Genomic DNA, 12,546 nt, shown 5'->3' with positions numbered 1-12,546 from the left:
ACTTATCATGACCGTTTTTGTAGATGTTGGTAGAGCCGCATTTGGGGCAAGAGACTACAGAATTTTGCATAGTGGAGTACCTCCTTTTTGTGAGAATTGATGGTGGGGGGTGTTCCACTAATAAGAAGATAATACGGTTTTTGGAAATTTTCAATACTTTTAGTTAACAGCATCAATTAAAAACTGATTTTCAAAGGGGGGAGATTATGTTTAACTACAAAATCTTAGAAGACGAAATGGAAACATTGAAGAACGAAGGACTTTACATTAATATACGCACGCTTGAGTCTCCACAGGGTGCATGGATCGTTGTCAATGGTAAACGAGTGCTGAACCTCTGCTCGAACAACTATCTTGGTTTTGCTAACGATGAAAGGCTCAAACAAGCAGCGATAAAGGCGATTCAGGAATGGGGAGTTGGACCTGGAGCCGTTCGAACTATCGCAGGAACGATGAAGATTCACGAAGAACTCGAGAAAGCACTTGCCGAATTTAAGGGAGCTGAAGCTACTATTTTCTTGCAGTCAGGATTTGTGGCAAATCAGGCAGCGATCCCAACAATTTTTGGTGATGAGAACGATGCCATTATTTCCGATGAGCTTAATCATGCAAGCATAATCGATGGTGTTCGACTTTCAAAGGCGAAAAGGTACGTTTATAAACACAACGATATGAACGAATTGGAAGCAAGGCTCAAAGAAGCAAGGGATGTCCAAAAAGCAAGAAGGATACTAATAGTAACAGATGGTGTCTTCAGTATGGATGGAGATATCGCTCCGCTTCCAGAGATAGTCAACCTTGCAGAACAATACGGTGCCGCTGTCATGGTTGACGATGCGCACGGGGAAGGTGTCCTTGGTAGAGCTGGAAGAGGCATCGTGGATCACTTTGGACTCCATGGGAAAGTTGATATGGAAATAGGAACGCTTTCTAAAGCATTTGGTGTGCTTGGAGGTTACATCGCAGGTAGTGAAACGCTTGTTAGATATCTGAAGCAAAAAGCAAGACCATTCCTTTTCAGCACAGGACTCACACCTGCTGATGTGGCAGCTTGTCTTGAGGCTGTCAGGATACTGCAAGAGAGCGATGAAAGGGTTAAGAGGCTCTGGAACAATGCAGATTATTTCAAAACGGAGATGAAAAAGCTAGGTTTCGACCTTGGAGTGAGCCAAACGCCGATAACACCTGTTATGCTTTACGATGCGAAGGTTGCAACTCAGTTCAGTAAAGAACTCTTCGAAGAAGGTATCTTTGCACAGGCGATAGGTTATCCAACCGTTCCGAAAGGAAAGGCAAGGATACGGGTGATGATAAGCGCCGTGCATTCGAAGGAAGACCTTGACTTTGCGCTTGAGAAATTTGAGAAAGTCGGAAAGAAATTGGCCGTTATATGATAAAATTAAGCCGGGCACAATGTGCCCGGTTTTTCTTTGAACCTTTTTATCTGAGGAGATGGAACCATGGAGACTTTCGTACTCCCAGCGGGAACGAAAATCTACGATTATATGGAAGTTCCCCGGTATTTGTACTACTTAATTGATGGTATAGTCGAAACTAAGCTCTTTAATAGAACAATGCGCATTGAAACAGGGGCACTTGGAGAATGGGCTCTTTTCAACCTGCCATCACAAGAGCAAGTCGTTTCGGTAAGCGAAGTAACGCTTTTTGCTATAAAGCCAGATGAGATTTACAACTTCGAGCACACAGGGAAAGCTTTAAAAAACATAATTCCGTCGGTAGCTGCGAGGTTACTCCTAATCGATTCTGAGCTTACAGAATCTCAAGAAATCCCAACGTACGTTGGACCGGATAGGATGAGATTTTTTAACAAAGTGCATCCGGGGGCCTATAAAATTACAGACAGTATTTTTCAAGATATGCTCCAAGTCAAATCACTTTACGCAGCAGGTTACTACAAAGAAGCATACGATGTAATTGTAAAACTCATGCCTCAAACGATTAACGAAGAGCTCAGAAAAGAAATAATGATATGGCACACATTGTTGAGCATGATTTTAGAACCTGAAAAGGCAGATGTACATTTTAGACGCCTAAGTCCAAAAGATTATTCCGAACATCTGTCTTATTTGTACTTAACGAGTTTTTACAAAGGTGGAGAGAAGCAAGAGATTCTGGAGATATACATGAAAGCGGGATTGCACCTTCCAAGCGAAACGATTGTAACATTGGAGGGTGAGGTTGCTACCGAGGCGTTTCTTGTTCTAAAGGGATATTTAAAGGCGGTGAAGCTTTTTGAAGATAGGGAAGTCTTGATGAGTATAGTAGGACCTGGTGAATTTGTTGGAGAGGGCGCAATAATGAATTCGAAAACAAGGATGGCAACACTTTATTCGATATCCCCAACAGATATAATACCACTTAGCACTGAGAGTATAGAAAAGGCGGCTTTAACAAATCCCGGTTTTATTTTGAAGATATGTGAGTCACAGCTTAGACGTATAATGCAAGTGAAACAGCTGTTGGAAATAAAGAGTCAGGGTAATCAGATCCAAAGAACGATTATGGCGATAAATTATTTTAAACCAATTTTTGGTAAAGCAAAAGTGAGTGTGCGAGATATAGCTTATTTGGTCGACGTAAATGTTGAACGAGTAATCGAAGAAGTAAAAAGAATGGGATACAAGATAGGCATTGATGGTTCGATCGGTGTTTAAGTAGCTCATTCACTCTGGTTGCAAACTCAAGGAGGAAGGAAATGATAAAAATTATAAAGAACGCCAAAGTATTTTCACCTGAGTATATTGGAAAAAAGGACGTCATTTTTTACCATAAAGTCATCCACGTGGGCGAAGGTGTGAATACTTCAGTTCTCCCTTTTGAGCACGAAATTTACGATGCCAACGGACTTTTGCTATTGCCCGGGCTTATCGATCCGCATGTTCACATAACTGGCGGGGGTGGAGAAGGGGGATTTGAAACCAGAACTCCAGAGTTGAAAATTTCAGACTGCATAAGAAGCGGGGTGACAACGGTTGTTGGATGTCTTGGGACCGATGGTATTACCAGAAGTCTTGAGAACCTGTACGCTAAAGCAAAATCTCTTGAAAGCGAAGGGTTAAACACTTTCATATACACAGGCTCTTATCGTGTTCCTCCAGTAACGTTCACTGGAAGCATCATGAGGGACATTGTATTGATCGACAAGGTCATCGGTGTTGGCGAAATCGCCATATCTGACCACAGGTCTTCCCAACCGACACTTGAGGAAATTTTAAGAATCGTTGCCGATATAAGGGTTGGAGGGATGATTTCCGGTAAAGCTGGTATCGTGAATTTCCATGTCGGATCTGGCAAAAGAGGAATTGAATATCTGTTCGATATCATAGAAAAAACGGAAATCCCAATCCAACATCTGTATCCTACACACATGAGCAGAAGCAGGAAGCTTTTTGAACAAGGTCTTGAATTCGCTAAACGGGGTGGAACAATCGACCTAACCGCGCTTCAGCCGAAAGACGCTGAATTTGTTCGTGCTGAATTTACCACGATAGATGCAATATGCGAAGCATATGAAAACGGGTTACTTGATAATGTAACTATCTCCTCAGATGGGCAAGGCAGTCTTCCAAAGTTCGATGATAATGGGAACTTTGTAGGACTTGATGTTGGGAGTGTCAGTGCAGTTTGGTACACTATTCGCAAAGTACTGGAAAAAGGTCTACCACTGGCGGAAGTTCTCAAAATCTCAACTACGAATCCTGCAAGGGTCTTCAAATTGAATAAGGGGAAAATAGCAAAGGGGCAGGATGCAGATTTTATTTTGGTAGACGAACAGAGTTTTGAAATCGTGAGCGTAATCAGTAAAGGTGAATTTCTGATGAAAGATGGGGTAATGAAGAACTTAAACTTTGAATTTTGAGACAATTCAATGAAATATTCCCATATACTTAGTTTTGTTCTTCGTGTTTCTTGTTGAAAAGTCTCTGCGAAGATAGTATACTGGATATTGAGAAAGATATCAAAATAAAAACCAGGAGGCCAGAGCAAATGCTGGAGGAGTTTCTTGCTTTTATCAGAACAATGGCGTTTTCTCAAATGACATTTGGCAACATCTTCATGATAGCCATTGCTGGTGTTCTGATATACGTTGCCGTTAAAAAAGATGCCGAGCCACTGTTGTTGATACCTATCGCTTTTGGTATCGTTCTTTCCAACATTCCACCACTTGCAACAGGTATCTTGAACCCACCGCAGACGTTTCCAGATGGTCGGTTCATTCCTGGTGGATTTATGTATTACATAAAGAAAGGACTTGACTTAGGGATTTACCCACCATTAATCTTTCTTGGTATCGGTGCGTTGACGGATTTTTCGTTCATGTTATCTTATCCAATTACCATATTCCTCGGTGGAGCAGCTCAGATTGGAATATTCATAACGTTCTTGCTTGCAAGGGCTTTTGGATTTACTTTAAAGCAAGCTGCGGCCATTGGTATCATCGGAGGTGCAGACGGACCAACGTCGATTTATGTTTCCACAAAATTCTCTCCAGAGCTTTTGTCGATAATAGCAATCGCTGCATATTCTTACATCGCGCTTATTCCAATACTCCAACCACCTGTATCTAAGCTTCTGACAACCAGAAAGGAAAGGTTAATCCGAATGAACCCGCCGAGAAAGGTTACCAGAACCGAAAAGATCATCTTTTCGCTGATCACGACACTTGTTACCGCACTTTTGGTTCCACAATCTTTAACGTTGGTTGGACCACTGATGTTTGGTAATCTTCTCAGGGAAGTTGGCAATGTGAAGCGCCTTGTTGAAGCAGCGAGCAGGTACGTACTCGACACTGTGACTATCTTGCTATGCTTGTCTGTTGGAGCTTCGGCAAGGGCCGATATCTTTTTGACACCACAATCTTTACTTGTATTTGGCATGGGAGCGTTCGCATTTGTCTCCGCTCTTTCAAGCGGTATTCTATTTGCCAAGTTCATGAATTTGTTCTTAAAAAACAAGGTCAACCCACTTATTGGTGCTGCGGGAGTTTCTGCAGTTCCTGATTCTGCAAGGGTTGCTCAAAAACTTGCTCAAGAAGAGGATCCAACTAACTTCATACTCATGCACGCTATGTCACCGAATGTTGCCGGGGTCATTGGATCAGCAGTTGCTGCAGGTGTGTTCCTGGCTATTTTCAAGTAATTGTCCGAAGAAGAACTGATTTTAGGGAGGTAAGAAAATGGCTAAAAAGCAGTACAGAGTTGAGATAAAGTACGAATGGTGTAAGGCTTGTGGGATTTGTTATCATGTGTGTCCCACAAAGACAATTGTTCAGGGTGAGCTTAATAAACCAGCAGTTTACGACCACAGTACGTGCATTGGATGTTTGATGTGTGAGAATCTGTGTCCTGATTTTGTTATAAATATCGTCGAGATCAAAGAAGAACAAAAGGCGGGTGTTGAAAATGCCTAAGAATCCAAGGATGGTGTTTTGGCAAGGAAATGAAGCTTGCGCATATGGTGCGATAAAGGCAGGCTGCCGTTTTTACGCTGGTTATCCAATTACTCCATCCTCTGAGATAGCCGAAACGATGGCAAAAGAACTTCCCAAAGTCGGAGGGGTTTTCATACAAATGGAAGATGAAATAGCGAGTGCCGCTGCGATTATAGGTGCATCGCTTGCGGGAGTAAAGTCTATGACAGCAACAAGTGGACCAGGTTTTAGCCTCATGCAAGAAGCTATAGGTTATGCGATAATGACGGAAACACCGACGGTTTTTGTTAACGTTATGCGCGGAGGGCCATCAACTGGTATGCCCACCAAACCATCCCAAGGTGATATAATGCAAGCAAGGTGGGGAACGCATGGTGATCATGCGATTATAGCGCTTTATCCTTCGACAGTGGAGGAAGTTTACAGGTACACTATTAAAGCTTTCAACTTAGCTGAAGAGTACAGAACACCTGTGGTACTTTTGATGGATGAAGTACTTGGCCATATGTACGAAAACTTTATGCTACCACCAGATAGTGAAATTGAAATAATTGAAAGGCTTTCATCCCGCGAACTTGAGGAAGAAGAACTTTTTGTACCATTTTCTGAAAGTGAGTATGCCGAGAACCTTCCACCTTCACTCGTAGAAATGGGTAAGGCCCACTTCCACGTCTCCGGTTTGGTTCACGATGAATCAGGATTCCCAATGGCCACGGCGGAAACCGCTGAAAAACTCATCAGAAGGCTTGTTAACAAGATTAAGTTACATATCGATAAAATAGCCGAGTGCGAAGAATTCATGACGGACGATGCTGAGACGGTAATAATTGCCTATGGTTCAGTTGCAAGGTCGGCAAAGGAAGCTGTGCTTATAGCAAGGAAGGAAGGAATAAAAGTAGGCTTGCTTAGGCCAATAACAATATGGCCAATTCCTATAGAAAAGATGAGAAAGAAACTCGCGAATGTTCAAAACGTTTTGGTTGCTGAGATGAACTTAGGACAGTACGCCAGTGAAGTTGTAAAACTGATAAAGCCAGGCACGAAATTGAGATTACTCAGCAGGGTTGGCGGTGAGCTCATAGCACCTCATGAAATACTGAACGAACTTAATAACATGCTCCTCGAAGGCATAGATTTCTAATATACGTTTTCTTTCTGGTCATCCTTGCTAATCGGCAGGATGACCTTTTTCTTTTCTTGTGGTAAAATATTCTTGAACCGACGAAAATTAATAAACAAAAAGGATAGTAGGAGGACTTGGAAAATGCTCAAAAGCTTGAAAAAGTTGTTTGATAAGAACGAAATGGAAATAAGAAAGGCAAGGAAGTTGGTTGAGCAAATAAACGAGCTCGAACCACAAGTACGGAACATGTCGTTTCTGCAGATGCAAGAATACGTTTTATCAAAGAAGGGGACGTTGGAAAGCTTAGATGAACTGGACGAATATCTGGTTGATATTTTTGCTTTTACAAGAGAAGTAGCGAGAAGAACCGTAGGAATGAGACATTTCGATGTTCAATTAATTGGTGGCATAGTGCTCCACAAAGGAAAAATTGCGGAGATGAAAACTGGAGAAGGCAAGACTTTGGTTGCAACCTTACCTGTTGTATTGAACTCCCTAATGAACAGAAACATCCACATGGTTACGGTGAACGACTACCTTGCCAAAAGGGATGCCATGTGGATGGGACCGATATATCTGGCCCTCGGTCTAAGGGTGGGAGTTATAACAACATCTGGTAAGGCATATGAAGTAGTTTGGAAAAACCCAGAGTTAGCTCAGAAAGGTCTTGAAGAAAATTATTGCGTCTGGCCTGACGATTTCGACGGGGAGTTCTTACCAGACGAAGCAAAAGTCAAAAAGGCCGTCGAAGCGTTCGAAGTAGATGTAATAGAGGTGAGCAAAAAGGGAGCTTACCGGTGCGATGTAACATACGGAACGAATTCGGAATTTGGATTCGATTACCTCAGAGACAACCTGGTTATATCGATAGAAGACAAAGTTCAAACTGGGCACTTTTATGCCATAGTCGACGAGGTCGACAGCATACTAATAGATGAGGCAAGAACACCGCTCATCATCAGTGGTCCATCGAAGAACAATGCAGCGGTTTACAAACAATTCTACCAAATTGCGAAACGTTTAGAGAAAGACAAGCACTTTAAAGTAGATGAAGAACATCGTTCGGTGATTTTAACGGACGAAGGCATAGATTACCTTGAAAGGTTACTTGGCGTTGATAACTTATACGATCCAGCAAACGTTAACAGCATCTATCACATAATAAACTCACTCAAAGCGATTCATTTGTTCAAAAAGGACGTTGATTACATAGTTCACAACGGGCAGGTCTTGATTGTCGACGAATTCACAGGTCGTGTTCTTCCTGGAAGGCGCTACAGTGGAGGATTGCATCAGGCAATAGAGGCAAAGGAAGGCGTTCCAATAAAGGAGGAGAGCATAACATACGCTACGATAACTTATCAGAATTATTTCAGGATGTACGAAAAGCTCGCAGGTATGACCGGAACTGCTAAAACGGAAGAAGAAGAATTCAAAGCAATATATGGGCTTGATGTTGTCGTTATCCCGACTCATAAGCCGATGATAAGGGTAGACAGGGACGATTTAATTTACAGGACCGTCGAAGAAAAATACAAAGCAATTGTTGAGGAGATAAAGAAAAGATACGAGAAAGGGCAACCTGTTCTTGTAGGAACGACGTCCATAGAAAAAAGCGAAAGACTCAGTGAAATGCTCAAAAAAGAGAAAATTCCTCACCAAGTTTTGAATGCAAAGTACCACGAAAAAGAAGCGCAGATTATAGCTCAAGCCGGTCAAAAAGGCATGGTCACAATTGCCACCAATATGGCTGGTAGGGGAACGGACATCAAGCTCGGACCTGGTGTTAAAGAGCTTGGTGGATTGTTGGTTATAGGAACAGAAAGGCACGAGAGCAGAAGGATAGACAACCAACTACGCGGAAGGTCAGGTAGGCAGGGAGACCCTGGGGAGTCGATATTCTTTCTCTCGCTTGAAGATGACTTAATGAGAATCTTCGGTGGTGACAGGATACAAAAGGTCATGGACATGGTGAAAATCGAACCGGGTCAGCCGATATACCATCCTTTGTTGACCAAATTGATAGAGCAAGTTCAAAAGAAGGTCGAGGGTATAAACTTTGGAGTGCGTAAATTCCTGCTCGAACTTGATAGCGTCTTAGATACACAAAGAAGAGCAATCTACGGCTACAGAGATTACATATTGCAGCACAACGTTGACCATTTCATGGAAGAGGCGATTGAAAACTTTGTAGAATCAAGATTGGAGGAATTCTGTTCAACACCTGAATGGAACAAGGAAGGGCTTAAAGACTCATTTGCCATAATAAAAGACTATGTGAACGTCGATGAAATTATAGAAAAATACGACGACAGAGAAAAGCTCAAGGAAGAACTCATAAATCGCATCAAACAAGCCTATGAATCGAAGAAAAAAGAATTCGGAGAAGAAGATTTTGAACACGTCGCAAAATTCATAGTGTTGAGGATCATAGACGAGAATTGGAGACAATATCTTGAAGAAGTCGAACACGTCAAGGAATCTGTTAGATTAAGAAGTTACGGCCAAAAGGATCCTGTTTTGGAGTTCAAGAAGGAAACTTATGAAATGTTCACAGACATGATGATGCGCAATTACGAGCTGGCCGTTTCTTACCTACTCAACCTCAGGAGAGTTGACAACAAAGCCGAGGAAGAATCGAAAAAAGAGCTCGCAAGGGTTAGCACAATCCATGAAGAGTTCAAACTTATTGAGGAAAGTAAACAAGATAAGTCAGGTAACAGGAAGCCGAAGCTAAAGATTAAGAGAGGATAGCGCATGCCAAAGTACTAAAAACACGTACATCTTTTCAAAGAAGGTGAAAAGATGAAGGTCGAGGGAGTAATCTTTAGAAAAGGAGAAGTACCCAAGACACTGTTCAAGATCATTTCAGGTACAATCCGAGAAACAAGACATGATACATATCACGACTTGACGAAAGGCGACTACGTGGCACTTGTTGAGTACTTACTTCAAATCCCTTTGGAGGATGACGTAATAGCCTTAGAAGAATCTGAAATTGTCGAAACAAACTTAGAAAATGAATACGAAAGAATTATCCGAAGTATTATCGCCTTGAGAAAAATCATATACGAGACATCGATAGATTTGGAAAATCTTGTCTTAGATGACTTCAATTTTGAAACGGAAAACATGGATGAATACCTTAATCAAATAGAAGCCCTCTTAACTCTTTCTGGTGGAGAATTGCCTGAAGATAAAGACGAAGCTGTAGAATTGATAGAAAGCCTTGAGGATGACAAATTGCTCACTAAAGTCAATTTGGTGAAGAAATTCGTTGAACGCTTTCCAGAAGAACAAATCGGTGGGAAGCTTCTTATTGAAACAGCTGCAAAGGTTTATATTGTTCTAAATGACAGATACGTTGCTAAAGCCTTGCTGAAAAAGGTTTTGCTCTACTACTCACATCTTCTGGACTACTCTTACGAGGCAATAAAGACGTTGGAGAGCATATATAGAGAAGAAGGTAACATCATATACAGAAGGTACGCCAAAATGGCAAGAGTTTTAGAGGTGATGCTACGTGGAAACTCTTGAATTCAAGGATGGAGATAAGATAATTGAAAAAGACAAGAAAGAGCCGTACGTGTATATCGTGAAGTCTGGGAAGGTAAAGGTTTCCTTGGGCGCATATGAGACAATACTTTCCGAGGAACTTCCAGATGTGTTTGGACTTGAAGCCCTGGTTGATGAACCTTATACAGAAACCTGCATTGCCGTTGGCGATGTGAAAGTAATACGCTGCGAAAAAAACGAATTCAAAGACATATACGTAAAAACTGAAGTTGGAAAGGAAGCACTCAAAAGCTTTATGAGAAGAACTGCAAAAGCCTTAGGATGGTTATGAACAGCTTTAAAAGGGTTTGAGAAGTTATGAAAAATCTGTAGAATGTAATTAGAAGACAAGCAGTAAAATTACTTTCGGGGGTGAACTAAGGTATGCATACAAACAGAATAGACCATATTGGAATAGCGGTTAAAGATGCAAAAGAAAAGCTAAAACTGTACAAAGATTTTCTGAGATTAGAAGTTACAGAAATTGAGGAACTTCCCGAGCGGGGGCTAAGAGTTTACTTTATAAAAGTCGGAGATACACGAATCGAATTGCTTGAACCGATGAATGAAAATTCGGAAGTTTCAGGCTTCCTTGAAAAGAAAGGCGAGGGAATCCATCACATTGCCTTTAACGTACACGGTATCGACGAAGCCGTGGCTTTGGCAAAGTCTCACGGGCTTCAACCACTATCTGAAGAACCAAAGCCTGGCGCTGGTGGAACAAGAGTTTTGTTCCTACATCCGAAAACAACAGGAGGAGTTTTAATTGAGCTCGTGGAAGGCGAGCATTGATTACGATGCATGGTAATAGATTAATAAAAGGGGTGGATTAGATGGAGATGGAAGAACTTATACAGCAGCTCAAATCCATGGAAGCTGAAGTTGAACAAGGTGGTGGCCGGGACAAAATAGAAAAGCAACATGCAGAAGGGAAATTGACAGCTCGCGAAAGACTCCAACTCTTATTTGATGAGGGAACTTTCGAAGAGATTGATAAATTCGTAAAACACAGAAACACGATGTTTGGTCTTGATAAGATGAAGTTGCCGGCCGATGGTGTTGTAACGGGCATTGGAAAAGTCAATGGAAGACCTGTTGCCGCGTTTTCACAGGATTTTACAGTAATGGGTGGTTCACTTGGAGAAATGCACGCAAAAAAGATAATGAAGGTAATGGATTTGGCGCTTAAAATGGGCATCCCACTTGTTGGGATAAACGATTCTGGCGGTGCGCGAATCCAAGAAGGTGTTGATTCACTTTACGGCTACGGAGAGATATTCTTCAGGAACACAATAGCTTCCGGTGTAATACCACAAATCACCGTTATCGCAGGTCCATGCGCCGGAGGGGCGGTTTATTCTCCAGCAATAACAGATTTTGTCGTGATGGTTGACAAAACGGCACAGATGTTTATCACCGGTCCAAACGTCATAAAGGCTGTTACAGGCGAAGACATATCAAAAGAAGACCTCGGAGGTGCGTTCGTTCACAACACCAAGAGCGGAAACGCGCATTTCTTAGCGTCAGATGATAAACAAGCTATAGAAATGGTTAAAAAACTAATTTCTTACATTCCGCAGAACAATATGGAAGAACCACCTTTTGAAGGGGAAGTGACAGTTCCAAATAGTTCAGATATTCATACGATAGTTCCTGTTGATCCTAAGAAAGGTTTTGACGTACGTGATGTGATAAAGAAAGTTGTCGACGAAGGAACGTTTTTCGAGGTGCACGAACATTTTGCAAAGAACATAGTTGTTGGCTTTGCAAGAATCAACGGAAGGTCTGTTGGAATTGTTGCAAACCAACCAAACTACCTTGCTGGTGTGCTTGATATAGACTCCTCTGACAAAGCGGCAAGGTTTATAAGGTTCTTGGATGCGTTCAACATTCCGATTATCACATTTGTTGATACACCGGGATATCTACCAGGAACAAAACAAGAGCACGGAGGAATAATCAGGCATGGCGCCAAATTGCTGTACGCTTACAGTGAGGCTACGGTTCCAAAAATAACGATAATCTTGAGAAAGGCATACGGTGGGGCGTATATCGCGATGGGCAGTAAACACCTAGGGGCTGATTTTGTAGCTGCCTGGCCGACGGCAGAAATTGCTGTTATGGGTCCGGATGGCGCAGCCAATATCATATTCAAAAAAGAAATTGACTCTTCCGAAAATCCAGAAGAAACAAGAAAGCAGAAAATAGAAGAGTACAGACAACTCTTTGCAAATCCATATGTCGCAGCATCAAGAGGTTATATAGATGCCGTAATTGATCCAGTAGAAACAAGAACGTGGATCGAAAAAGCACTTGAGTACAGTGCGACAAAAGTTGAGTCAAGACCGAGAAAAAAACACGGAAACATACCGCTGTAATACTCGTAACTTTCTGATTCGAAGTTTCCAAACACTAA

At 41.9% G+C, this 12,546-nt stretch carries 11 protein-coding genes; all 11 read left to right on the top strand.

What is annotated here, in order from left to right:
* Positions 1-206: 206 nt before the first annotated feature.
* The 11 genes from NA23_RS08205 (at position 207) to NA23_RS08155 (ending at position 12,508) form a co-directional block, all read left to right on the top strand.
* Positions 207-1,394, top strand: a complete 1,188-nt coding sequence (locus tag NA23_RS08205) for a glycine C-acetyltransferase (protein WP_033192179.1) — start codon at positions 207-209, stop codon at positions 1,392-1,394.
* A gap of 66 nt (positions 1,395-1,460) precedes the next feature.
* Complete coding sequence (locus tag NA23_RS08200) at positions 1,461-2,675, top strand: cyclic nucleotide-binding domain-containing protein (RefSeq protein WP_033192178.1); 1,215 nt, start codon at positions 1,461-1,463, stop codon at positions 2,673-2,675.
* 41 nt (positions 2,676-2,716) lie between these two features.
* On the top strand, positions 2,717-3,880 hold the full coding sequence (iadA, locus tag NA23_RS08195; RefSeq protein WP_033192177.1) for a beta-aspartyl-peptidase: 1,164 nt from the start codon (positions 2,717-2,719) through the stop codon (positions 3,878-3,880).
* Positions 3,881-4,008: 128 nt separating this feature from the next.
* Positions 4,009-5,160 carry a sodium ion-translocating decarboxylase subunit beta gene (locus NA23_RS08190; RefSeq protein WP_033192176.1) on the top strand — a complete coding sequence of 384 codons (1,152 nt, stop codon included), beginning with the start codon at positions 4,009-4,011 and terminating at the stop codon, positions 5,158-5,160.
* A gap of 37 nt (positions 5,161-5,197) precedes the next feature.
* Positions 5,198-5,431: a 4Fe-4S dicluster domain-containing protein gene (locus tag NA23_RS08185; protein ID WP_033192175.1), complete on the top strand. Its 234-nt coding sequence runs from the start codon at positions 5,198-5,200 to the stop codon at positions 5,429-5,431.
* Positions 5,424-6,593 carry a 2-oxoacid:acceptor oxidoreductase subunit alpha gene (locus tag NA23_RS08180; RefSeq protein ID WP_033192174.1) on the top strand — a complete coding sequence of 390 codons (1,170 nt, stop codon included), beginning with the start codon at positions 5,424-5,426 and terminating at the stop codon, positions 6,591-6,593. The genes NA23_RS08185 and NA23_RS08180 overlap by 8 nt, the downstream gene beginning before the upstream one ends.
* A gap of 123 nt (positions 6,594-6,716) precedes the next feature.
* Positions 6,717-9,329 (top strand): preprotein translocase subunit SecA, encoded by a 2,613-nt coding sequence (gene secA, locus NA23_RS08175; protein ID WP_033192173.1) that lies wholly within the window; start codon positions 6,717-6,719, stop codon positions 9,327-9,329.
* 51 nt (positions 9,330-9,380) lie between these two features.
* Positions 9,381-10,112, top strand: a complete 732-nt coding sequence (locus NA23_RS08170) for a cyclic nucleotide-binding domain-containing protein (protein ID WP_033192172.1) — start codon at positions 9,381-9,383, stop codon at positions 10,110-10,112.
* Positions 10,099-10,422, top strand: a complete 324-nt coding sequence (locus NA23_RS08165) for a Crp/Fnr family transcriptional regulator (RefSeq protein ID WP_033192171.1) — start codon at positions 10,099-10,101, stop codon at positions 10,420-10,422. Before NA23_RS08170 ends, NA23_RS08165 begins: the two co-directional genes overlap by 14 nt.
* 92 nt (positions 10,423-10,514) lie before the next feature.
* Positions 10,515-10,922: a methylmalonyl-CoA epimerase gene (gene mce / locus NA23_RS08160; protein ID WP_033192170.1), complete on the top strand. Its 408-nt coding sequence runs from the start codon at positions 10,515-10,517 to the stop codon at positions 10,920-10,922.
* A gap of 47 nt (positions 10,923-10,969) precedes the next feature.
* A complete protein-coding gene (locus NA23_RS08155) occupies positions 10,970-12,508 on the top strand; it encodes an acyl-CoA carboxylase subunit beta (RefSeq protein WP_203225746.1) in 1,539 nt (512 codons plus the stop codon).
* The last annotated feature ends 38 nt before the right edge of the window (positions 12,509-12,546 follow it).

Origin of the sequence: Fervidobacterium islandicum (assembly GCF_000767275.3) — a bacterium.
Taxonomy (GTDB): domain Bacteria; phylum Thermotogota; class Thermotogae; order Thermotogales; family Fervidobacteriaceae; genus Fervidobacterium; species Fervidobacterium islandicum.
Note: the sequence above shows the minus strand (reverse complement) of the source record. Positions and strands in the feature narration are given on the sequence as shown.